Annotated in this window: 23 protein-coding genes; 6 read left to right on the forward strand and 17 right to left on the reverse strand. The window is 40.8% G+C overall.

Annotated features, from left to right (window positions below; genetic code table 11):
* Positions 1-76: 76 nt before the first annotated feature.
* The 5 genes from A9970_RS21345 to A9970_RS21365 all read right to left on the reverse strand — a co-directional run bounded on the left by A9970_RS21345 (position 77) and on the right by A9970_RS21365 (position 5,390).
* Entirely contained in the window at positions 77-1,453 is a 1,377-nt protein-coding gene (locus A9970_RS21345) for an ATP-binding protein (protein ID WP_182983618.1), read from the reverse strand.
* A complete protein-coding gene (locus tag A9970_RS21350; protein WP_120336283.1) occupies positions 1,453-2,133 on the reverse strand; it encodes a response regulator transcription factor in 681 nt (226 codons plus the stop codon). The genes A9970_RS21345 and A9970_RS21350 overlap by 1 nt, the downstream gene beginning before the upstream one ends.
* Before the next feature lie 274 nt (positions 2,134-2,407).
* Positions 2,408-3,370: a phosphatase PAP2 family protein gene (locus A9970_RS21355; RefSeq protein WP_259655452.1), complete on the reverse strand. Its 963-nt coding sequence runs from the start codon at positions 3,368-3,370 to the stop codon at positions 2,408-2,410.
* Positions 3,371-3,419: 49 nt separating this feature from the next.
* Positions 3,420-4,706: a HAMP domain-containing sensor histidine kinase gene (locus tag A9970_RS21360; RefSeq protein ID WP_182983619.1), complete on the reverse strand. Its 1,287-nt coding sequence runs from the start codon at positions 4,704-4,706 to the stop codon at positions 3,420-3,422.
* Between the two features lie 9 nt (positions 4,707-4,715).
* A complete protein-coding gene (locus A9970_RS21365) occupies positions 4,716-5,390 on the reverse strand; it encodes a response regulator transcription factor (protein WP_145329625.1) in 675 nt (224 codons plus the stop codon).
* Between the two features lie 166 nt (positions 5,391-5,556).
* Here A9970_RS21365 and A9970_RS21370 point away from each other — a divergent pair, with 166 nt between their 5' ends.
* Positions 5,557-6,081 carry a DinB family protein gene (locus tag A9970_RS21370; protein ID WP_145329622.1) on the forward strand — a complete coding sequence of 175 codons (525 nt, stop codon included), beginning with the start codon at positions 5,557-5,559 and terminating at the stop codon, positions 6,079-6,081.
* 145 nt (positions 6,082-6,226) lie between these two features.
* Here the strand turns inward: A9970_RS21370 and A9970_RS21375 are convergent, their stop codons facing one another.
* Positions 6,227-6,976, reverse strand: coding sequence for a hypothetical protein (locus tag A9970_RS21375; protein ID WP_182983620.1), 750 nt, complete (start codon positions 6,974-6,976; stop codon positions 6,227-6,229).
* A 245-nt stretch (positions 6,977-7,221) separates the two neighbouring features.
* Here A9970_RS21375 and A9970_RS21380 point away from each other — a divergent pair, with 245 nt between their 5' ends.
* Entirely contained in the window at positions 7,222-8,346 is a 1,125-nt protein-coding gene (locus A9970_RS21380) for a serine hydrolase (RefSeq protein ID WP_182983621.1), read from the forward strand.
* 81 nt (positions 8,347-8,427) lie between these two features.
* On the opposite strand, the gene A9970_RS21385 is transcribed toward A9970_RS21380, so the two are convergent.
* From A9970_RS21385 to A9970_RS21400, 4 genes are all read right to left on the reverse strand, one after another.
* Positions 8,428-9,324 (reverse strand): 3-hydroxyacyl-CoA dehydrogenase, encoded by an 897-nt coding sequence (locus tag A9970_RS21385; protein ID WP_182983622.1) that lies wholly within the window; start codon positions 9,322-9,324, stop codon positions 8,428-8,430.
* A 64-nt stretch (positions 9,325-9,388) separates the two neighbouring features.
* Complete coding sequence (locus tag A9970_RS21390) at positions 9,389-11,329, reverse strand: oleate hydratase (protein ID WP_153845215.1); 1,941 nt, start codon at positions 11,327-11,329, stop codon at positions 9,389-9,391.
* Positions 11,330-11,426: 97 nt separating this feature from the next.
* A complete protein-coding gene (locus tag A9970_RS21395; RefSeq protein WP_120336486.1) occupies positions 11,427-12,323 on the reverse strand; it encodes an AraC family transcriptional regulator in 897 nt (298 codons plus the stop codon).
* Positions 12,324-12,387: 64 nt separating this feature from the next.
* Complete coding sequence (locus A9970_RS21400; RefSeq protein ID WP_182983623.1) at positions 12,388-12,888, reverse strand: GNAT family N-acetyltransferase; 501 nt, start codon at positions 12,886-12,888, stop codon at positions 12,388-12,390.
* A gap of 217 nt (positions 12,889-13,105) precedes the next feature.
* Between A9970_RS21400 and A9970_RS21405 the strand changes: the two genes are divergently transcribed.
* Positions 13,106-13,558 (forward strand): GNAT family N-acetyltransferase, encoded by a 453-nt coding sequence (locus A9970_RS21405; protein ID WP_183044033.1) that lies wholly within the window; start codon positions 13,106-13,108, stop codon positions 13,556-13,558.
* A gap of 19 nt (positions 13,559-13,577) precedes the next feature.
* The gene (locus A9970_RS21410; RefSeq protein WP_182983624.1) at positions 13,578-14,030 is read left to right on the forward strand and encodes a VOC family protein; all 453 of its coding nucleotides are present in this window, start codon (positions 13,578-13,580) and stop codon (positions 14,028-14,030) included.
* Positions 14,031-14,046: 16 nt separating this feature from the next.
* On the opposite strand, the gene A9970_RS21415 is transcribed toward A9970_RS21410, so the two are convergent.
* From A9970_RS21415 to A9970_RS21440, 6 genes are all read right to left on the reverse strand, one after another.
* A complete protein-coding gene (locus tag A9970_RS21415) occupies positions 14,047-14,586 on the reverse strand; it encodes a GNAT family N-acetyltransferase (RefSeq protein ID WP_182983625.1) in 540 nt (179 codons plus the stop codon).
* 3 nt (positions 14,587-14,589) lie between these two features.
* Positions 14,590-14,952, reverse strand: a complete 363-nt coding sequence (locus A9970_RS21420; protein ID WP_182983626.1) for a DUF4180 domain-containing protein — start codon at positions 14,950-14,952, stop codon at positions 14,590-14,592.
* Between the two features lie 111 nt (positions 14,953-15,063).
* Entirely contained in the window at positions 15,064-15,987 is a 924-nt protein-coding gene (locus tag A9970_RS21425; RefSeq protein ID WP_182983627.1) for a Dyp-type peroxidase, read from the reverse strand.
* A gap of 73 nt (positions 15,988-16,060) precedes the next feature.
* Positions 16,061-16,489: a hypothetical protein gene (locus A9970_RS21430; protein WP_182983628.1), complete on the reverse strand. Its 429-nt coding sequence runs from the start codon at positions 16,487-16,489 to the stop codon at positions 16,061-16,063.
* Positions 16,486-16,779 (reverse strand): alpha/beta fold hydrolase, encoded by a 294-nt coding sequence (locus A9970_RS21435; RefSeq protein ID WP_182983629.1) that lies wholly within the window; start codon positions 16,777-16,779, stop codon positions 16,486-16,488. Before A9970_RS21435 ends, A9970_RS21430 begins: the two co-directional genes overlap by 4 nt.
* Positions 16,760-17,545, reverse strand: coding sequence for a class I SAM-dependent methyltransferase (locus tag A9970_RS21440; protein WP_182983630.1), 786 nt, complete (start codon positions 17,543-17,545; stop codon positions 16,760-16,762). The genes A9970_RS21435 and A9970_RS21440 overlap by 20 nt, the downstream gene beginning before the upstream one ends.
* Positions 17,546-18,044: 499 nt before the next feature.
* Here A9970_RS21440 and A9970_RS21445 point away from each other — a divergent pair, with 499 nt between their 5' ends.
* Together A9970_RS21445 and A9970_RS21450 are read left to right on the forward strand one after the other, a co-directional pair.
* Positions 18,045-18,878 carry a hypothetical protein gene (locus tag A9970_RS21445; RefSeq protein WP_182983631.1) on the forward strand — a complete coding sequence of 278 codons (834 nt, stop codon included), beginning with the start codon at positions 18,045-18,047 and terminating at the stop codon, positions 18,876-18,878.
* Positions 18,879-19,049: 171 nt separating this feature from the next.
* The gene (locus tag A9970_RS21450) at positions 19,050-20,090 is read left to right on the forward strand and encodes a linear amide C-N hydrolase (protein WP_182330881.1); all 1,041 of its coding nucleotides are present in this window, start codon (positions 19,050-19,052) and stop codon (positions 20,088-20,090) included.
* 85 nt (positions 20,091-20,175) lie between these two features.
* Here the strand turns inward: A9970_RS21450 and A9970_RS21455 are convergent, their stop codons facing one another.
* Positions 20,176-21,273 carry an efflux RND transporter periplasmic adaptor subunit gene (locus A9970_RS21455; protein ID WP_182983632.1) on the reverse strand — a complete coding sequence of 366 codons (1,098 nt, stop codon included), beginning with the start codon at positions 21,271-21,273 and terminating at the stop codon, positions 20,176-20,178.
* Positions 21,274-21,294: the final 21 nt, after the last annotated feature.

Consider the following 21,294-nt stretch of genomic DNA (forward strand, 5'->3'; position numbering starts at 1 on the left):
TTAATCATACCGCAAAACTATCCACCTGCTCCCGATAAGCTGGTTAGAGGGGCTTTAGAAAAAAATTAGAATTTTATTAGAATAATGAACGATGGGGGATATCAATGCTAAAAACACTTCCAACGCCTTTTGCCGAGCGGACGCTGATCTCGCCTTGATGGAGAAGCACGATTTTTCGGGTAAGCGATAAACCAATACCATTTCCCTCGCTATAATCTTTGTTGCTTCCACGATAGAATGGCGTGAATATATTGGGCAGATCGACCGGGGCAATGCCTATTCCGTCATCTTTAAATTCCAGCTGAATCCTATTTTCATCCGCCTTGATAGCGATCAGGCATTTTTGATTGGGTGAAAATTTACAGGCATTTTCAATGAGGTTGACAAAGGCGACCTGCAATAGATACTCATTTGCATTGATGGATAAAAGTTTTTCATCTTCAATCGCCGGATCGACAAAAATGTCGAGTTTATAATTTGGACTTGACTGGAGAACCTGTTGGCATGCATCAATTAGTATTTCGTCTATACGTAAGGTTTTAAACGCGATTTCAGAACTGTCGTAACTTGCTTTGGCAAAATCAAGTAAGCTATTAAATAACTTCTTCAGTTTCTGTGCATCATTTAGCGTATTGTCGATGACAGTTTTATACTCCACTATGCTACGGTCCTTATTGGCAGAAATCTCGAGTTCTGCAATCATGGCGGCCAAGGGCGTTCTTAGCTCATGCGAGATATTGGAGACAAAATGCTTTTGGGCATCAAAGGAGTTCTCGAGGCGGTCGAGCATCGCATTGAATGTGCTGGCCAATTCGGAAAGCTCGTCTTTATTTCCGCTACTCGTAAGCCTGGCATCCAAACTTGTCGCAGAAATGGTTTTTACACGTTGTGTCATTTCCAGGATAGGTTGAAAGACCTTTTTGGAAAAGAATATTCCTGCTGCATAGATCAGAAATATAGACAAAATGAAAACCAAAAGAATGGTAGATAATAGACTATTGAGTTTATTGTAGCCGTATTGATCATAGGCTGCGGCTGTGATGATGTAAGTTTTGTCTTTATACGGAAAGGTTATGCCGATGACCTGCCATTTTTCCTGATAAAATCGTATTTCTTTATTTTTGAGAATATCCTGCAGCATGGCTGGTGTCTCTTTGACAAAGTCGATATCTACGGCATCATGATACAAGAGGTCAAAACGGGTATCGTAAATTGCAACCTCGACTTCGTTGAGTATTTTTCGGTTGTTGTGGTAGATATCTTCTAAGGTCTTTTTGTCAACTTTTGCATTCAAAAAAAGGTTTGCTTTGGTGTAAGCTTCTTTTTTCAATAGGGCGTAAAATTCTCTTTCCCGATTCTCCACCGCTGAAAAATATACTGTACAGGCAAATACCAGCAATATGGTGGCTGTAATCAGCGTGAACAATATGGAGATTCGTGTCCTGATTCGCATTAGTCTTGTTTTAGAATAAAGCCCATTCCGGATTTGGTATGGATATATCTGGTCGCAAAATCTTTGTCGATTTTTTTACGTAGATAGTTGATGTAAACATCAATGAAGTTGGTTCCGGTATCAAAATGCGTTTCCCACACTTTTTCAGCAATTTCCATTCTGGAAAGGACACGCTCGGGATTTTGCAATAAATAATGGAGTAACTTGAACTCTTTGGGGGTCAAATGGATTTCGACAGTATTCCTTTTGACGCTTTTGGTATGGAGGTTCATTTCCAGATCCCCATAACGTAAGATTGTTCCCGTGAGTGTATCTTGTTTTTGATATCTTTTGAGCAGGACTCTGATGCGGGCTAACAGTTCGCGCATTTCAAAAGGCTTGACCAGATAGTCATCCGCTCCGGCGTCAAACCCCTCAATTTTATCGTCTGTAGTTCCTAATGCTGTTAACATGATAATGGGAACATCGGGTTTGATATGACGAATTTCTTTGCAGAGATCCAATCCATCCATCTTAGGGAGTACGATATCGGTTATGATAAGATCAAAGTCGTGTTGTAAGGCCATTTTCTTTCCAGATATGCCGTCGTAGGCAATAGCTGTTTGAAATTCATTTTCATCAAGTCCGCGTTTGATCAATCCTGCGACACGTACGTCATCTTCGACTAGGAGAATCTTCATATAAAGAAAAACGTTAAAAACTTCGATGAATCGAAGTTTATCTATGATACCAAATCATGGGCTATCCATGCATTGTCCCTACAAATGTATCAAACTAAGCTAAATTTACACGGATATGCAAATAAAACTTTCTGGATTTCATCAGGCTGCACATAGGGATAAGCTGAAAACCAAACTAATTGCGCAAGTGCTTGCTTGGTAATGGAAGGCTATTCGAGATGAAAAATATTTTTGATAATTTCTGCATGCATAGGCTTTGAAAAAATTGGGCTGGTTAAAACTGTTTGGCATAACTCAAACCAAATTGTTTGTGCTGATAGAAGGGCATTAGCGTAGCGGAAGTTGTTTTGTTGTCGTTGAATAATAGATGATTGATCCGCGGATGCACCCAATAGGCTAGTTCTGTTGCCAGAATGCCAAATCCAGCTCCGGCAACGATATCGCCGACCCAATGTTTATTATTGATGGCGCGGTAGGTACCTGTAAAAATCGCAAATGGATAGCCCGAAATGCTTAACCAAAAATTGCTGTCATGATATTCATGAAACATAAATTGTGCAGAAGAGAAGGCTGTCGCGGTGTGCCCTGAAGGAAAGGAAAGGTTATTGGAACTATCTGGACGGACTTCTTTGACGATATGTTTCAATGGAAGAACCATGGCTCCTGAGATCAGCTGTGATGTTAAATAAATGACCGTCCTGTCCTTAAAATTGTGTTTGCCCTGCACGCCCAAAGCATTTAGTCCGTATACCATAACTGCAGGGACATATTGACTGTAATTGTCGAGGTTGCTGTGCTTTAACTGATGTTCGCTGATCTCGTCTTTCGTTGATAAATTGAGATTTTTTAAACCATTGATGCTTAAACTCGCCACCCCGAAACCGATAAAGGCTGTCGGTACGATAAAGCTCGTTAAATGTGGTTTGTAAGGCGTTTCATCAATTGCTGTTTGGAAGAAGCGGTTTAATTTTGTTTTCTTGCTCGGACGATGGATTACTGCAGACAGCCCTGTGCTGTCTGTTGACAGTAACGAGTTGCTGCTTGTTATGCCTTCGGTTAGCCTGGTAGCCGTCAAGTTTGTACTGAATGCACTATTATTTCGCTCAGGTTGAGCGATGTTTGTCGGCACTTCCCTTGTGATTATAGTCTGACTTTTGGCCATGTTGACATCCAAAAGAAATAATACACTTATCAGTAGCTGACATACAAATAAGTGTGTTGTCTGGTTTTGCTTCATGTGGATCATAAAACAAAACTGTCATCCAAATTAGAATACTTTTGGAATTTTAAAAATGAATGGAAAAAATATGTTGATTATTTTCAAATTGATAATCAACAGTCCAGCCTTGATACCGGGCGATTTCAGTAATAATTGCCAATCCTAAACCGCTGCCTTGGCTGTTTTTCGAGAGTTTGGAAAACCGTTTGAATAAGAGTATTTTATCTAAGGGCATTGAACCGGGATTATATACCGTTAAAGAAGTTTGATTGAGATGTACAGCAATTGTATCGTTGGCATTGCTGTAACGTATGGCGTTCAGGAGTAGGTTGTTGATCAGGATTTCGGTCAGACTGCTGTTTCCTGTCTGCAGCACCGACGGTTGGATCTCTTGTTGCAGCTGTAGCTGTTTTAGCTCCAGATGTTCTTGCATGACTTCAATACTTTGTGTGACAAGCGAGTCCATACTGATTTTTTCGGAATGATCGAATTGACTATTGTCAATCTTGGCGAGCAGCAGCAGGTTGCGGTTGATTCGCGTGCTACGTGAAAGCGCTTTATGCATATCTTCAAAGAGCTGGTACTGCTCATCGCTTAGATCAGGGTACTGCAATAAGATATCTAACTTATTTTTTAAGATTGCCAACGGTGTTTGCAATTCATGAGAAGCATTTTCAGTAAATTCCTTTTGTGATCGGTATACGGCCAGGTTTTTTTCGAGAAGTTTGGATAAGGATTGATTAAGCTCATGGAACTCTATGGTGTCCGTGTGCTGGAAGTCAACCTGTTGTTGACTATTGAGATTAAATGCCTTCAATTTATCAACGGTATCTCGAAATGGTTTCCAGAGCCTAAGTGATATTTTTCTGGAGATAATAAGTAAACCAATGACCAAGATAACAAAGAAAAACAGTGTTGTTGCGGCGATGGCGGCGATTGTTTCTACAGATTCTTCAATATTTGTTTGTACGGTAAAACGATAAGGCGCACCATTGATCTGAATGACAGATGATAGGCATCTAAATCGGTCAATTGTCTTTGGCTCGACAAAACGCTGCGGTTTTTCGATGGTATATACGCTATCTTGCAATAAATCGCCCGGTTTTACTTGATGTATATTCGTTTCAGGTTGTATGCTATTCCATAAAGCGATGCTGGCTTGGAGGCTGTCTTCGGACAGTTTTAAACTGTTCAGCTCGTAGGTTGTTTTCTTGACGATAATTTCGTTATGTTCATCTAATTCACTTTTCCATATCCCGTCGATTACAAAATAATAAACAGGAATACTGACACCTAGTACAATCAATACATAGAGTAGAAATGGGGTCGTTATTTTGCTCAGTAGGGGTTTCATCTCATTATTTTAATTTTCCCATTTGTAGCCCGTACCGTATACCGTTTTGATATAGGGTTGACTTCCGGCGTCCTGTAATTTCTTTTTTAAATTTTTGACATGGGCATAGACAAAGTCATGGTTATCGAGCATATCAGCAATGTCGCCAGACAAGTGTTCCGCTAAGGTGCTTTTTGAAATCACTTTATTTTTGTTGCCGATAAAAAACATCAGCAGATCGAACTCTTTTTTGGTCAATACAACAGGAAGATCATTGACAATAACAGTTTTTGCAAGTAGATCAATCTGTATTTCATTTTGCACAACAATATTTGAGCTGTTGAATTGTTTCCGACGGATCAGGGAATAGATTCGTGCTGTGAGTTCAGATAAATGGAAAGGTTTGGTCAGATAATCGTCGGCCCCCAGTTGTAGTCCATGAATTTTGTCGTCCAATGCATTTTTTGCAGAAATGATGATCACACCGTCCTGCTTTCGCTGCGTCTTCAACTCTTCGAGTAGTTTTAGACCATTTCCATCTGGTAGACCGATGTCCAGTAAGATACAGTCGTACTGATATAACTGAATTTTGTCTAGAGCATCCTGTAAAGTTGGCGCAAATTCGCATAAATACTGTTGCTCGCTAAGGTATGTTGCGATGCTTTTGGCCAGCTCCAATTCGTCTTCTATGATCAAAATCTTCATGTGGTAAAGATAGAATTTCAATTTAGTAGAAATTTAGAATTTATTTCGCAATGATCTATCAATTTTGTTCATTTTTATTTCTTGTCCTACGACAAGTGTAATCGCTATTGAAACTTGTAATTTTAGTATAAATCAGTTATTTAGTATTTTAAAAAATCAAAACGATATGGATAAACCGAAATCATTAAAATTAGAAATCATCATTCCTGCTTATCGCATGCACAGTCAAATTTTTCTGAACGCGTTGGATGGCGTTTCGGAAGAAGATGCATTAAAACGAATTGATGGACAGACCAACCATATCGTATGGATGGCAGGTAATTTTGTAAATGTGCGTTATGCAATGGCACATGTTCTTGGGCTTCAGGAAAATGATCCTTACCATGAGCTATTTTTTATGGGAAAGACACTCGATGAAAGTTATCACTATCCCAGTGTGCAGGAATTAAAAGAAAATTTTAAATCGATATCTCCGAAAGTCTATGCTGCTTTGCTGCAAGTGGACGATACGCAGCTGGCTGAACTATTTAAGATTAATATGAATATCCCTTTTATTGAGGAGGACAAGCTAAATTTCATTGGGATGTGTATCGGACGGGAAGATTATCTGGCCGGTCAGATTGCCTTGATGCGAAGGTTGCTGCACTATCCAGGTATGAAATACGATATTGACGAAAAAATCCAGTACTAAAAGAAAAAATCCAGTACTAAAAATAGAGACTCAAGATCGGCCGCTGCTTAAAACGTCCGATCTTGAGTTTTTTAAGTATGCGACCTAGTCGCATGATCTGTCTGCGCTAAAAAGTCAATACGTTGGTTATACCTAGAGATAAGGCTTACTCGCTACCTTTTATCGTCAATATAACACCTGAATATTTCTCGTGGTCTGTACCGATATAGAGCAGATCGACTTTTTTTGTCGCAGCATCCTCGAGCTGTTTTTTCAATAGATTTAAATCCATTTTTTCTGTTTTTTCCTGCCATTCATCGGTCGATTGGGGCCTGAACGAAGCAATGTTCTTCATGTCAAAAAGTGCCGAATTTGTGTCGAGCTGCTTTGAACGGTGTATAAAAATAGTGTCGCCCAGTATTTTATCTATTTTTATCCAACCTGCAGGAAGTCCATTTATACTGTTACCATCCTGATCGGTAAAAAAAGTAGCGCCATAGAGCTGGCCTGTCTTTAGTTGCTTCAAATTATCAATCATCTGACCGACTTCTTTTTCCCGTTGTTGATTTCCCAATTTATTCTTTACGCCATAAATGACTGCCCAGATAAGGATTGCCGCTGTGACAATTAGAAATCCTTTCCATAACTGAAAATAGGGGATGCTATACTGACTTTTGAACGCTTTGATCTCTGCTTTTAATTCATCTGAATAATTCCGTGCGTGAATCAATTTTCCCTGTTCGTCGTAAAGTCTGGAAAGTTTGACAAATCCGCCGCCAAAAGGTAGACCAATAAACCGACGGGCTGGCGTAATAATCTGTAAGGTGAAATTTCTTGGCGCGTTTTCTTTTTTTAAGGTTGCTGTTACCGTTTTTTCTGCTAATACAAAGTCGTAGATACTGAAAATAAAAAACATAGTCTGTCGTGATTTTTTAATGAAGAACTGAGGGAAGGATTCCGGATCAGTTCGACTTCATGAGAAATGAAGCATAAAAGCAAAATTAAAAGAAATAAATAAAAATCAATAAAAATACCCGGGCATTGCAAGAAAATTTCGATTTTTGAAGGGTACATTTTTGAAAAGCAATAAGATCAAATTGATTTAATACGCTGTGCCTTTCAGTAGGCTGACAATATAAACCGAAATGTGCGGTATAAAATATGATAAACCTAAAACTGAGTTTTATTTTGATCTGTGTAACAAGTGTTGTTATGGGACAAAAAATGGATAAATCAAAATTGGATAGTACGATTGCAGGTTATTACAAGGACCCGGCAGCTCCGGGGATTAGCTGTGCAGTTAGCCAAAATGGTCGTCTTATTTATCGTTATGCATTTGGGCTTGCAGATTTGAAGGAAAAACGTGCAATCACATCCAGCTCACATTTTCGCCTGGCATCGGTAAGCAAACAGGTGACTGCACAAGCGATATATACCTTAGTGATTCAAAAGCGTTTAAAACTAGACGACCCATTGTCCCTTTTTTTTAAAGATCTGCCAGTCGCGCTGAAGGATATTACTGTTGCGCAGCTTCTGCAACATACATCCGGAATCTGGGACTATGAAGAGCTTATACCGAAAGAAAGGAAAGATCAGGTATCGGATAAGGATGTGCTGATGTATATCCGGCAGACCGATCGTTTATATTTCCCTTCGGGGAGTCAATTCCGTTATAGCAATACGGGATATTGTCTCTTATCGCTGATTGTTGAGCAAGTTGCGAAAAAATCCTTTGCTTCATTTGTCAAAAGTCAATTGTTTGAACCCATAGGCATTAGCAAGGGATTGGTATATGAACCGGGCAAGACGGTTGATGAACGAGTCTACGGTTATCATCCGACAGGAGGCTCCTACCTGTTTGCCGATCAGAGTGTGACAAGTGCAACACAGGGGGATGGGGGTGTTTATCTATCTGCGGATGAATATCATACATGGGCCAATTTTTTGGTAAAAGATCGGTTAATACAGCCGGGACTGGAGCAATTGTTCGATCAAATGGCCTACCCGGTAAAGGATGGAATAGCGTATCATTTCGGATGGTTTATTCAAAAAAATGCAGGCCATAAAATCCTGTTTCATTCAGGTGAATCTACCGGGTTTCATCATATCGTATATATCGATGTACAGAAAGACCTTGTGGTTTCACTTTTTAGCAATCGTGATGATTTTATGATCGGTGAAGCTTTTGATGCCATCCTTAAAACAATGGATATCAGCAAACCGGTATTGAATGTACAGCATCGCTCAACTTTTGCATGGTTGAACGGAGTTTATGCGAATGAGTGAAAGAGGGAAGCGGATTGAAATAAGCATAAACAATAAATCGTCGCAGGTAAAGCTGCGACGATTTATTGTTTATGAAGAGACCTACTTTAAAAAGTCGGGCGATTGATAGGCCGGATTGGGATAGGTATAGAACCCTTCCCCAGTAGCGACGCCCAATTTGTTTTTGTCTATAAAATGCTCTTTGAGATAGGCCACTGTTTTGATCTTTAAAGGGTCATTTGTTGCTTCGGCACTCATTTTATTGATATTATAGGCTGTTGTGATGCCAACGATATCGAGTATGCCGAAGGGGCCTGTTGGCGCTCCAGTGGCAACCATCCAGGTTTTGTCGATCGTTTGGGCATCCGCCACTTCGTTGACCAAAAGATCTGTTGCCGCCGAAAGTAATGGGACAAGTAAGGAGTTTACAATATAGCCAGGTTGCTCCTTATGCAGTGGTAGGGCAACCATGCCAATGGATTTTGCAAAGTTTACAACCTGCTCAAATACCGTTTTGTCTGTACCCGGATGGCCCATAATTTCTGCTGTATTGTGCTTCCAGATTTCATTGGCAAAATGTAGTGCCAGGAACTTCTCGGGACGGCCGGTTTCTTGGGCAAATTGACTTGGTAGCAAGGTTGAGGAGTTTGTGGCAAAAATGGTTTTCTCCGGAGCCACTTTCGCTAATTCCTGATAGAAACCAATTTTAATGGCTGGGTTTTCGGGAACAGCTTCGATAAGAAGATCTGCGTTTGCTACAGCCGCGGCCAGATCTGAACCATAACTGAGCCTGTCAAAGGTTGAAGCCAGTTGTTCTTTACTCGCATGAAGATCTTTCTCGAATGCCTGCGCCAAAATATCAAATTTTGCTGCAGCTTTTTTAAGTACATCGTCGTTGATGTCGTATACAGTGACATGATAGCCATGAAATGCTGTTTGGAAAGCGATTTGATAGCCTAAAACCCCACTGCCAGCTATCGTTATATTTTTAAAGTCCATGATGTTATTGTTTTTTCAATTCGTAAAAATCTGCGCCACGGAATCATGGCGCAGGTTGTGATCCCTATCCTTTAATTCCTTTTAACCAATCTTTGAATTTGGTGATCTGCTCTGTCAGGAAAGATTCATGGTCTTCTTGTTCCTCAGAACCGATAGGTAGGATATGTTCAAAATAAGTGCCTTTTAGAATTTTACGTAGTAAGCCTTCGCCCACAAATGGTTTGTCATCATTTAATGTTTTGGCTGCTTTCAAAAGATGGCGGATGTCGTATTGTAGGGGATTAATATCCGGAACCTGCTTGTTTAAGTTCAGCAGTTCGTATACCGCAATACGTGCGGTACGTACCGAGCTTTCCATGGTAAAGACAACGTCATTGTTGGTTTCCACAAACTGACCGATCAAGCCCAGGTTTTTACATCCTTCAGGTACGACTCTCGGACGGTCGCCTTTTGCTCTTGGCATAAACATCGAGGTGATGTAAGGCATGAATGTCGTACGTACAATCGTATTTTTGATAACATCGTCCAGTTGATCAATAATGCCCAAATGGTGACATAGTTCGGCTAGAATTTCATCTCCGGTACATTGTGGCATTGGCTTTTTGATGTAATTTCCTTCTTTATCCATAAATAAGGCATATACCCATAAGACAAGAACATCATCCGGTTGGCCAGGGAAATGTGGCTGTCTATTACAGGTGAAACTCATCAACCAATCGGAATCGGTAATGGTAATAATACCACCAGTAACAGTTTTGCCGGAATAAGGGTCGTTGACGGAATATTCTTTTAGTTTTTCGACTAAAGCCGAAGGTTTACAAGTCAGGGTTGCAGACTCCCATGCTGATTTTTCGATGTTGCTGCAGAACTTTTCGGGTTTACCGAATATGGTCGATTTGGCAGCCAGATTTTTCCAGAGTTTCCAGCCTGCACTTTGACCGCTGCTGCTGTTGTCGATACCGATGATCGGTGCATTTTTGTTGTCTCCGTAGAAGGTATCTTCTGTCATTGATCCAGTTGTTACAATGACGAAGTCGTCTTTTCCGATTGGAATTTTTACTTCTTTGCCATCTTGTTCTGTAATTAGGGCCTCCACAACTTTTCCATCGGTATTGCTTTGGATATCCAGGTCTTTGACCAATACATTGAATCGAATGTTTACACCTTTGCTTTGGAGTACTTTCCGCAAAGGGGTTACAAAGGTGTCGTATTGATTGTATTTCGGGAATACGAGTGATGAAAGATCATTCAATCCGTCTATCGCATGTAAAAAGCGGTGCATGTACAATTTCAGCTCAAGTAAACTATGCCAGTTTTCGAAAGCGAACATGGTACGCCAGAAAGTCCAGAAATTACTGGATAAAAATGACTCGCTGAAGTAGTCTTCGATGGTTAAGTCATCTAGATCTTCTTTATTTTTGAGGAGCAATCGAATGATGGCCAGCTGATCCATTTTGCCCAATCCAAACTTGCTGAAGTCTTTTATCTCACCAAGTTTATGAATAAGCCTTGCTTTGGAGTAGTTGGAGTCGTTGTCATTGATCAAACGGTACTCGTCCAGAACACTGTAGGGGGCAGGCATTTCCAATGCAGGAATGTCCTGAAACATATCCCAAAGATTTTCGTAGGTCATATCCATTTCCCTACCACCGCGGATGACATAGCCGTCGGTTGCATTACCGGCGCCATCTAACGAGCCGCCTTCCACATGGAGCTGTTCGAGGAATGTGATGTTTTCAGCAGGAACATGACCATCACGGATAAAATAGTAGGCTGCAGACATCCCTGCTATACCGCTTCCGACGATGTAGATTTTACTGTCTTTATATGATTTTGGTGGAATACCTTTATTGCGTTGATAATTTCCGATCTGATCAGAAAAGGGCATCGATTTTTTCGGTGTGTTACGTTGTTGTTCTTTGCTTGAATCGGGTTCATGATTTACATTTCCATATTCAGCAGATGCATTTAATACTTTGTCGAATTTTGAGGTGATTTCTTTCATGATTCTTATGTTTTTTTAATTCTTGAGTAAAGTTACTAAGATCACCTTAATCATTTGTGCCCTCAAATTCGCTATTGTTCTACCGAATTTCCTCTATCTACATATTTTGTCGCTTTCGGTACTCTGATGGCGATAAGGTGGAGTATTTTTTGAAAAAACGACCAAATGCTGAGATGGAATTAAATCCGATTTCATAAGAAATTTCTGAGATAGTCTTTTCGGGATTCCCGAGTAGCACATAGGCTTCTTTAAGTACACGCTCATCAATAATTTCATGTGGTGTTTTACCTGATGCTCTTTTAACAACCTGAATGAGGTATTTGTTTGAAATAAATAACTGATCGGCGTAATATTGTACTTCTTTGTATTGATTGCTATGTCGCTGAACCAGGTCTGTAAACTTATAGAACAGGTTGTTGGTCTCTTGTACACTTTCCGTTGTATTTTGTTCTTTAGAGGCCAATTCGTCGGCGATCTCTAACAGGAGATTAAAGATGATCGTGCGGATGATATCTGCTGTAAAATGCGTTGTTCTTAAGGTAACTTCTTTGAGGTAGTCTATTAATTTTAACAACTTGTCAATTTGTTTGTCTTGGGAGCTGACAATGGTAAAGGTCGAATTTTTGAAAAGCCCCAGTTGTTCGATAAAGAATGGATTGACAATATGTTTAAGCAGGAATGCTTTGTCAAAAAAGAGCAGCTTCATTCTAAAGTCGGGGCTGACCTGCGAAAAACGGATAATTGTTGTTGGGGCGGATATGAGGATATGATTTGTCGAGATATGGTATTCCTGATTGTCCACCTGAATATTTATATCGCCTGCTGTGCAGATACAGATGGCATAATAATCAATACGAAAAGCATTGCTTGGGTATTCAAAAATCGGATTTCCAGAAGAAATATAATAGGGGCGGTGGCAATTTACGCCAAAGAATGATAAGGTATCTTGAAGACTTTCGTGTGTATTATAAGTTGTTTTTACCTTAAACTTCATTGACTTTTTGTTCGGCTTGGGCATATACAGTTCCTATTGTTTTTAATATTCGAATGGGCTTTGTTTATTCGGATGCTGTCCGTTTGAGCATGAGTTTTTCTGTGGCAATATCGTCTTCTATCCCGACGAAGAAACTTTTGAATCCGAATTTATTCAGTAGTCGTCTCGATGCGGTGTTATCGGGATCAATAATACCAATCACATCTTTACCTGGATTTAATGTTGTGGCAAGGGCTAGCATCGACTCGCAAATCTGTGTTCCCAGCCCCTTTCCCCAATGTTCTTTGCGGAGCAAATAACCAATTTCGAATACACTTGGATCTTTTTTGTAATTAACAAGCTTACAGTCGCCTAAAAGCTTTAGGGTATCCGCTTCGATTACTTTAAAATAGCCTAAATCAGGATCCTGGTTAATTTCTAGAATCGAATCGAACTTTTTCCGGGCCTGCTCTTCGGACAATCCTTTGCCAGTAATGTATTTCATGACATCATCCGCTTTAACTAAGTCGTGGAAAGCGCCAAAATCTTCCGGGAGATATTTTTTGAATAGAAGTGTATTGTACATGGCTAATGTGTTTATTTACAAGATAAGGTTGTTTTCTCTGAAATCAAATTATCGGAACCTAAATCATCATCTTTCTGTCTTATTTAACTTTTTCATGATTTTAGTTCTCCAATTTAACTTACATTGCCTTTCTGTAAAGCGGAAGGGAAGCTTTTATAAGAATGCTATCCCGTAGCGATACGGTGTAAATAAGAATTTTTAGAGGGAGATAATGGTTATGGAAATAAGAGCGGCAAGTGAAGCCGACTATGCGGCAATCCTGCGCATTTGGGAAAATTCGGTTCGGGCAACACATGATTTTTTGAAAGAGGAGGATCTTCAGTTATATAAGAGACTGATCCCAACCGAGTATTTACCACAATTAAAGGTATATGTCATCGATGACGATGGACAGCCTACTGCTTTTTTCGCTGTCTCTGATGATAATCTGGAAATGTTATTTGTGGATTCAGCATACAGGGGAAAAGGTATTGGGACTGTGGCACTACAGCATGTGCTGGATAGGCTACAGGTGTATAAAGTTGATGTCAATGAGCAAAATCAGCAGGCTGTTGATTTTTATCTGAAAAAAGGATATCAGCTTATCGGGCGCTCAGCTGTAGATGGTATGGGCAAATCCTATCCGATCTTGCATTTACATCACGAGAGCGCTATCAATGGATTGAAATAATTTTAAAATGAAATAACTTATGATACAAGGTTTATACGAAACGCATATTCAGGTGCGTGATTTAGCTAAATCGGTCGCATTTTATACGGAGGTATTGGGATTACGTGTGGCACATCGCGATCCGACACGTCCTATTGTTTTTTTATGGATTGGAACCGGCAAAGACTATATGTTGGGCCTGTGGCAGGAAGAAACAAACTTTCAACCGAGACATTTTGCTTTTAGAGCGGATAAAGAAGATATACTGAATTACGCTGTGGACTATCTGAAAACACGTGACCTGACACCCTATAATTTTTTAAAGGATGGGATCGAAGCACCGATGGTCTTTGCGTGGATGCCTGCATTGGCCATTTACTTTAATGATCCGGATGGCAACCAATTGGAGTTTATCGCAGTTTTGGAAGGGGAGGGTAGGCCCGAACTGGGCGTGCTGTCTTATGCCGATTGGATTAATCATACAACAGAGTAAGTCACCAAAAGGTGACTTACTCTGCTTGTTTCCATTCTTCGGCAAGGATTGCAAAGACCACATCATCTTCCCATTGACCGTTATGGAAATAGCTTTTTACAAAATGAGCTTCCTTTCGGAATCCCAAACTTGTTAAAAGCTGCATGGATGCCTTGTTTTCCGGAGCTACCGAGGCCGTGATCCGATGTTTATAATACTGACGGAACAGGGCCTCTATAACTGTTTTCAGTCCTTCTTTGGCATAACCCTGTTGCTGGAATTCTTTTTTTATGGTACAGCCCAATTCGACCTGTAGATGTTCAGTACCAAAAAAATGAACGCCAATATCGCCGATTACTGCGTTTGCTATTTTGTCGGTCATAACGAGCTGAAACCAGGACTCTGGAAGATTGAATGTGCCTGGATTTTTTGCAATAAATGCATCGACTTCTGCCAAGGACTCTGGAATCCAGCCCTGGTATTTATTGGTTTCTTTATCCGAGCGATAACCGAATACTGCCTGACTGTCTTCCGCCATAATGGGCCGAATCGCTAATCTTTCTGATTCAATATGCATGACTTAACGTTTTGAAAATCTGGTTATCGCTTCTTCACGCGTACCTACAAAATTGATTCTTTTTGATTTATTGCTTTCGTAGATAAAATCGTTTAGACTTTTGCTGTTGTATCTGGAGAAATCGCCAACGATGGCAATGTCAAAGCCATACTGCGTATATTTTTGAAGAATTTCACCGGCAAGTTTTGTTTTAAGTTCGAAGAAATCGTCTGTGATGTTCTCTTGATAAATAATTGCTTTGTATGCTTCTTGCGCGCCACAGTCGACCATAATCTGTAGACCATCATCGAGATTATGGATAAAGACGCCTGAACCTTTAACTTCAGCAATGTTTTCGTCACCTAGCTGAATAATAGTGATTTCCATTTTTTTTGTTGTGTAGTTTTAAAAATAAATTTGTGGGACCATATTCCATGATCCATGGCACTTCGTTGGGATATCCTGTTGGAAATGATCCGAGATAGTGGTATACAGCTTTTAACCTGCAAATTCTTTCAGCATATTAATTGTTGGACAGAAGAACAGGGAGCCGGTATGCGCCGTACTAAAGTCCAGTATTCTATCGTAATTCCCTTCGGGTTCACCAATAAACATTCTTTTTAGCATCAATTGTACGGTACTGAATGTGCTGGCGTAAGCGATAAAGTAGGTTCCCATTTCATTTGTTGCGATTTGCCCAAAAGGCATATTGTCGCGAACAATTTTCAAATCGTCACCGACATTGGCTAGGGCCGAATGTGAATTAGTCGGTTTTTCATCGTCGCCCATCTCAATATCGTTTGCTTTGCTTCTGCCGATGACCTTCTCCTGTTCAGGGACGGGTAAAGAACGCCAGGCGTTCATGTCGTGAATATATTTTTGTACAAATAAATAGCTTCCACCCGTATAGGCTACATCCTCATCACCAACGATACCAAAGAAAGCACGATCCTCACCAAGGGGATTTTCTGTTCCGTCGACAAAGCCCAAGATACTTCGGCCGTCCCAATATCTGAACCCATGAACTTCCTCCTTGCAATCGGCAACGGGACTTAATAAGGCTGCTATTTCGGTGGCCATGTCAATGCAATAGCTTTTTTCATAAGCGCGAATATGGAAATGTAAATCTCCAGGGGTAGCCACAGCAATATGTTTTTGACCAATGACAGGTTCGAAAGGAACCAATTCCTTTGGCATAGGTTCGTTGAGTTCAAGCTTTTTCCAAGCATGGTGGCTTATGCCCAATACCACGCTTGCTTTTACAAGATTTGAACGTACCTGCGCCGAATTGTTGAGATTGACAACCAATGCACATAAGCGTTGGAAGACATCCTTAATGACCACATTTTCGTGGAAATTCCATACCATAAACACCGTATTGTTGCTCGGTGTATCGATGACATTTTGGGCCTGATGATCCATAAGATAAGTTGTTGTGTGTTGTACAGCCTTGCTAAGCTACAAATAAAATCGGTTGTACGGATAGACTTTTTGATTACTCGAATGCGGTTTTTTGATATAGTTTGACGATTTCATCAATGACCAGATCCGGTTCGTCATAAAAGACATGATGCTCCGCATTTTGAGCCAAAAGATAACGTCTATTGGTTTTTTGATCTGCAAATTTTTTGAGGGCAGCAATAAATAAACTGCGATCGGGTTCTTCAAAAGGCGATTTTCCTGAACCAATGACAGTCATGGGGACATTGATTTTTCCTGCAACCTCATGTAAAACAGCCGTTGATGCTTCGTAGTTTAAAACGAGATGATAGAACCCTAAGCTTTCTTTTTTGATCTTATCAAGTTCACTGGCATATTCGCTCTTCAATGATTTGGATCGCTCCATGGTCATGAAATAAGGGGATACAATATCGATCATTACTGTGCCAACAACCTGACCGGGATTGGTCGTTATAAATTTCATCGTATAGTTACCACCGAAGGAGTGGGCAACAAGCCAGCCCTGTCATAGGTAATTAAAGGTGCGCCCAATTTGCTCGATAGCGGTTCCAATAACTTTCTCCAAACGGAAGCATCATTTCCACCCCCAGATTCAAAGACAATGGGGATACCCTTCCCCTCCATTAAAGTAAAATGAAGGCTGTGGTTGCCTACATTGATCATGGTATCCCTGAGCTGTGCTTTTACGGCCAGCCCGGGGAATGTCAGTAGGAGGAAAACGGATAAAAGGAGATTATACTTTAGCCCGTACATCGTTCATTTTAAGTGTCATGGTGGTCGCTTCTGTCTCGATCCATCGGCTGTATTCGGCGATAGCCTGTAAGCGAAGTTCGTCGGAGATATACCCTTCCGTAACCATTTGTCGCGATTGGGCGACTTTGTTCCAGATAGCCAGATTGGTATCAAAGTTTGCTTCTCCTTTTTTGTAGGTCTGATCGGCATTGATAACCTGAACCGAATGGAAACCTGCTTCCTGGAGCAGTGCAGCGACATCATCAGCAACACGATTGTTCATACCTGCATCTGCTCTCCACTTCAGGAAAGTACGGTAAAATGTGAGCATGCTTTCCGGAGGGGCGGGGTTCCATTCAATGGCGGTGTGATTGTAGTCTAAAATAGAAATTTGTCCTCCGGGTTTTAACCAGGATTTGAATAAGCCCAATGCCCGGGGAATATCACTCAACCATTGCATGGTGCGCGCCGTTATAATCAGGTCGAACGGATGTGGAGGCTGATAATCAAAAATATTGCTGCAGACCAGGTTCAGATTTTGGGTGCTACCATAAAGCTCATTGCCACTGTCGATAAAAGACGGTGTGTTATCGAGCCCGGTTATGGTTCCGTCGCCGATATAGCTTGCGACCTCATTCGTGAGTGTTCCGGTACCGCAGCCCACGTCCAAGATTTCTATGCCAGGAGACAGTAAGGGAATAATTGTTCTATAATCGGAGGATAATGTCCTTCTTTCAAATATCTTATTGGCTTGTTGATCTTTTCTGTCGATAAATTTCTCTTTCATTGGATTGGGGTTAGTTGATTGTAAATATAGCTTTTGCTTTCCGGTTAAAAAAACTTCTATTCGTTTAACCGTTTTCGTTGCGCTAACCTGACCAACAGTTGAGGATATTCCTGCGTTTATTTATGGTTACTATCAGCCGGATATCCTATTCTCCATTAAGAAGGATATAGTAGTCTTTTTACAAGGTATTAACAAGGGGTTAACAGGGTACCTATCCCTGCTAACCCCCTGTTATACCCCTGTTAACCCCCTGTAATATCCCTGTTATGATGGAAACTGATATAAAGCAATTTCAAACCTATATCGGGCGATAAAAGAGGGCCATTTACTGCTTTATGACGATCATTTACTATTTTGATAGAAACAGTGATACTTTGCGATTAATACCCTAATTAGGAAATTATTTTATGTCGTTTCGCTGTTTTTTTAATAATAGTTTTTTATATTGTTGTACAATAGTACTCGTGCCGTTGTAATTACACTAAGATATCCTGATATTATGCGAAAAGTATTCAAAGTTCTCACGCTAATGTATTGTGCTGTTTTTCTTTCAGCCTGTTCTTCCAACTATCTCATGACATTCAATGGGGAGAATGTAAAAAAAGATGAAGACAAGGGAACGTTTTCATTTAATAATGATACAGTACAAATTGATTATTCCTTCGCCGACAGAGATGGTCGAATTTACCTTCGAATAGAAAATAAAATCGATAAACCGATCTTATGGGATCTTAAAAATTCGGCCATGGTTATTAATGGTAAAACGCAAGGTTATTCTGCTGAACAAGCTGCTTTTAATGGAAAGATGAATGCTTCGGTTTACGATATAGGTGCTAGTAAATCCACTATATTTAATGATGCTTGGGTGAACGGTTATATTACAGGATCGGTAAGTTTGCCTAAAGATGTGGTACTTATCCCACCACATGCCTATGTGGATGGGCATTATTTTGATTTTAAAAACGATGTTAAATCCATTGTACGATCATCCCAAAAAGAAAAAGTATATATGTATGATATGAGTGGCGAGAGTTTTGCGGTAAAACTTGCTCGATTTGAAGGCGCTGAGTCTCCATACAGTTTACGTAGTTATTTAAGTTATTCGATTTTAGAAGATGGTAAAGCTATTGTTAAAACTACGGAACAAAAATTTTATGCTGCCCAGCTTTGGCAGACCGGTTCAGTAGCCCTTAATGATATTATTGAACTGTATAATAAGCGCGGAGACGTGCTGGCTGTTAAGGAAAAAAAGGGGCAGGGGGCAATGCTTGTTGGAGGTGCCTTGGCATTAACTGCAGTTGCTGCCGCAATTGACCCGAAAGCGGCAGAATAGTACCTAGAGCCATATATTATGGCTATAGATTATGCTCGTCTAAGCTGTACCGGATTAAATCATGCCGGGTACAGCTTAGACAAACAATAAGCTCAAATTATTGTTTATGGAATTGGAGTGCTTTTGCACTCTATCAAGACAAAGTCATATCACGCAAAAAAATCTATACATATGAAGTATCTTGCACAATTTATGTTGATCGTATTCCTTTTTGCCGTTAAAGAAGGCCGATCCTGTACACGCGTTGTTTATAAGGGGCCTAATCAGACTGTTATCACGGCAAGGAGCATGGACTGGAGAGACGATATCGCGGCCAATCTATGGGTGTTTCCGCGTGGAATAGCGCGCAGTGGAGAGGTAGGACCTCAGTCTTTGAAATGGACTTCCCAATATGGGAGTGTAGTTTCCAGTGCTTGGGACATTGCTACCGTCGATGGTTTAAATGAAAAGGGATTGGTGGCCAATGTACTCTGGCTTGTCGAATCTACCTATCCTAAATTTGATCCAGCGGGACCCAAAAAAGGTCTTGCAATCTCGGCTTGGGCCCAATATGTTTTGGATAATTTTGCGACCGTCAGTGAAGCAGTATCTGCCTTAAAGGATGAGCCATTTGTAATTGTAAGTGATTATATCCCGGGAACTACCAAATTTACGACCATACATTTATCGCTTTCAGATGCCACAGGCGATAATGCTATATTTGAATACATCAACGGTAAACTGGTGATTCATCACGATGCGGCCTATACAGTTATGACAAACTCGCCCATCTTTGAAGATCAACTGGCGCTAAACAGGTATTGGCAGGGAATTCCGGGAACCATTATGTTGCCGGGAACAAACCGTGCTGCTGATCGTTTTGTGAGGGCTTCCTATTATATTAATGCGATCCCGCAAACAGACGATGTGCGGCTTTCTGTTGCCAGTGTTTTCAGCGTGATCCGCAACTGCTCGGTTCCATTTGGAATAAGCTCGGAATCTGAACCTAATATTTCGTCTACACGATGGAGATCCGTGGCTGATCAGAAGAATAAAATCTATTATTTTGAGAATGTATTGGTTCCGGGAACACTGTGGGTAGATCTGGCTAAATTTGATTTAAAGAAAGGGGCTCCGACGATGAAGTTGGACATGAAGCAAGGGATGGCAATAAATGGGATTTCAAATAACCTGTTTAAGGCTGCCCAACCCTTTAAATTTATGGGCATTTAAATTAGAAAGACCGAATAAATTAGAAAGACCGAACCCAGTTATAATGGGTTCGGTCTTTCTTTTGTTTAGGAATTAGTAGAAAGTCCTATTTGACTGACGTTCCGTCTATAATCTCTTCATCCGCTTTGCTGACCAATTTGGTGTCTTGTTTTAAGTCACCAAATATTTCGATCTGACCATCGATGCTGCGTCCTTTCTGTACAGGAATACGTTGTGTTTTGTTCGAAATAACAGCAATCACAAAACTTCCTTCGCCTGAAGTAAATACCGCCGATTTCGGTACAACAAAAGTACTGTCTTGAGATGTTAAAGGCAATTCGACCTCTGCGACCATACCCGGCAATAGCTTGTTGTCGGTATTGTTAATGTCAATTTCTACCCGCTCGGATCTTAATCGGCTGTCCAGGGCACCCGATTTACGAGCGATCTTACCCGAGAAGGTTTGCCCTGGCAATGATTTGACAGTAAATTGTAAGGGCTGGTTTTCGGTGAGGAAACCCGAATATTGTTCCGGAACAGCAACGGCTAACCTCAGTTTGCGTTGTTGTTGAATGGTCATGATGGGCATTTCCGAGCCACGGCCAGCAGGACCAACATAGGCACCCTGATTGACATTTCTTGTTGCGATTACACCGTCGAAGGGTGCCCTGATTTCCAAATAATTCAACAGGTTTTGTACCTCTGCGTAGGCCGATTTAGCGGCTTGGTACTGCGCAAAATCAGCATTCTTTTTTGACTCAGCAACCTCAAGATCCAGTCTAGCCACCGTTCCCTCTACCTTGCTGGTTTCAAAGAGTCTGTCGTAAGTGCTTTTTGTAGCCATATAGACCGCCTCCTGTGATTTGAGCCGCGATTTGGCTGCTGACAGCTGTGAACTCAATTCGGGAGCCTCCAGGACAGCCAATAGCTGACCGGCATGCACTTTACTTCCGATGTCCACGTTGAGACTTTTGACGTAACTGCTGACCTTAGCGTAAATCTCGACCTGCTGGAATCCCGTGATTTCCCCGGGAATCTGCATTTTATTTGTTAATTTCTGTTTGGTGGGTACAAATGTCTCCATTGCCGGAGCTGCAGCTTCCGGACTTTCTTTTTTTGCATTTTCCTCGGCAGCCGAATGGCATCCTGTTAAGGATGCGATCAGACCGGCGATAGATAATATTTTGAACAAATTATTTTTCATATTTTATAGATTATACTGCTT

The sequence above is a fragment of the Sphingobacterium sp. UME9 genome, from assembly GCF_014170215.1.
GTDB classification, from domain to species: domain Bacteria; phylum Bacteroidota; class Bacteroidia; order Sphingobacteriales; family Sphingobacteriaceae; genus Sphingobacterium; species Sphingobacterium paramultivorum.

Bases quoted from the DNA above. Each gene is read 5' to 3' on its own strand.
- A9970_RS21425 (WP_182983627.1), bottom strand. From the start codon at position 15,987: ATGGATCATCAGGCCCAAAATGTCATCGATACACCGAGCAACAATACG.
- A9970_RS21375 (WP_182983620.1), bottom strand. From the start codon at position 6,976: ATGTTTTTTATTTTCAGTATCTACGACTTTGTATTAGCAGAAAAAACG.
- A9970_RS21380 (WP_182983621.1), top strand. From the start codon at position 7,222: ATGATAAACCTAAAACTGAGTTTTATTTTGATCTGTGTAACAAGTGTT.
- A9970_RS21415 (WP_182983625.1), bottom strand. From the start codon at position 14,586: ATGCATATTGAATCAGAAAGATTAGCGATTCGGCCCATTATGGCGGAA.
- A9970_RS21390 (WP_153845215.1), bottom strand. From the start codon at position 11,329: ATGAAAGAAATCACCTCAAAATTCGACAAAGTATTAAATGCATCTGCT.
- A9970_RS21440 (WP_182983630.1), bottom strand. From the start codon at position 17,545: ATGAAAGAGAAATTTATCGACAGAAAAGATCAACAAGCCAATAAGATA.
- A9970_RS21405 (WP_183044033.1), top strand. From the start codon at position 13,106: ATGGAAATAAGAGCGGCAAGTGAAGCCGACTATGCGGCAATCCTGCGC.
- A9970_RS21435 (WP_182983629.1), bottom strand. From the start codon at position 16,779: ATGTACGGGCTAAAGTATAATCTCCTTTTATCCGTTTTCCTCCTACTG.
- A9970_RS21455 (WP_182983632.1), bottom strand. From the start codon at position 21,273: ATGAAAAATAATTTGTTCAAAATATTATCTATCGCCGGTCTGATCGCA.
- A9970_RS21350 (WP_120336283.1), bottom strand. From the start codon at position 2,133: ATGAAGATTCTCCTAGTCGAAGATGACGTACGTGTCGCAGGATTGATC.
- A9970_RS21365 (WP_145329625.1), bottom strand. From the start codon at position 5,390: ATGAAGATTTTGATCATAGAAGACGAATTGGAGCTGGCCAAAAGCATC.
- A9970_RS21430 (WP_182983628.1), bottom strand. From the start codon at position 16,489: ATGAAATTTATAACGACCAATCCCGGTCAGGTTGTTGGCACAGTAATG.
- A9970_RS21445 (WP_182983631.1), top strand. From the start codon at position 18,045: ATGCGAAAAGTATTCAAAGTTCTCACGCTAATGTATTGTGCTGTTTTT.
- A9970_RS21385 (WP_182983622.1), bottom strand. From the start codon at position 9,324: ATGGACTTTAAAAATATAACGATAGCTGGCAGTGGGGTTTTAGGCTAT.
- A9970_RS21420 (WP_182983626.1), bottom strand. From the start codon at position 14,952: ATGGAAATCACTATTATTCAGCTAGGTGACGAAAACATTGCTGAAGTT.
- A9970_RS21410 (WP_182983624.1), top strand. From the start codon at position 13,578: ATGATACAAGGTTTATACGAAACGCATATTCAGGTGCGTGATTTAGCT.
- A9970_RS21450 (WP_182330881.1), top strand. From the start codon at position 19,050: ATGAAGTATCTTGCACAATTTATGTTGATCGTATTCCTTTTTGCCGTT.
- A9970_RS21400 (WP_182983623.1), bottom strand. From the start codon at position 12,888: ATGTACAATACACTTCTATTCAAAAAATATCTCCCGGAAGATTTTGGC.
- A9970_RS21360 (WP_182983619.1), bottom strand. From the start codon at position 4,706: ATGAAACCCCTACTGAGCAAAATAACGACCCCATTTCTACTCTATGTA.
- A9970_RS21370 (WP_145329622.1), top strand. From the start codon at position 5,557: ATGGATAAACCGAAATCATTAAAATTAGAAATCATCATTCCTGCTTAT.
- A9970_RS21355 (WP_259655452.1), bottom strand. From the start codon at position 3,370: ATGAAGCAAAACCAGACAACACACTTATTTGTATGTCAGCTACTGATA.
- A9970_RS21395 (WP_120336486.1), bottom strand. From the start codon at position 12,323: ATGAAGTTTAAGGTAAAAACAACTTATAATACACACGAAAGTCTTCAA.
- A9970_RS21345 (WP_182983618.1), bottom strand. From the start codon at position 1,453: ATGCGAATCAGGACACGAATCTCCATATTGTTCACGCTGATTACAGCC.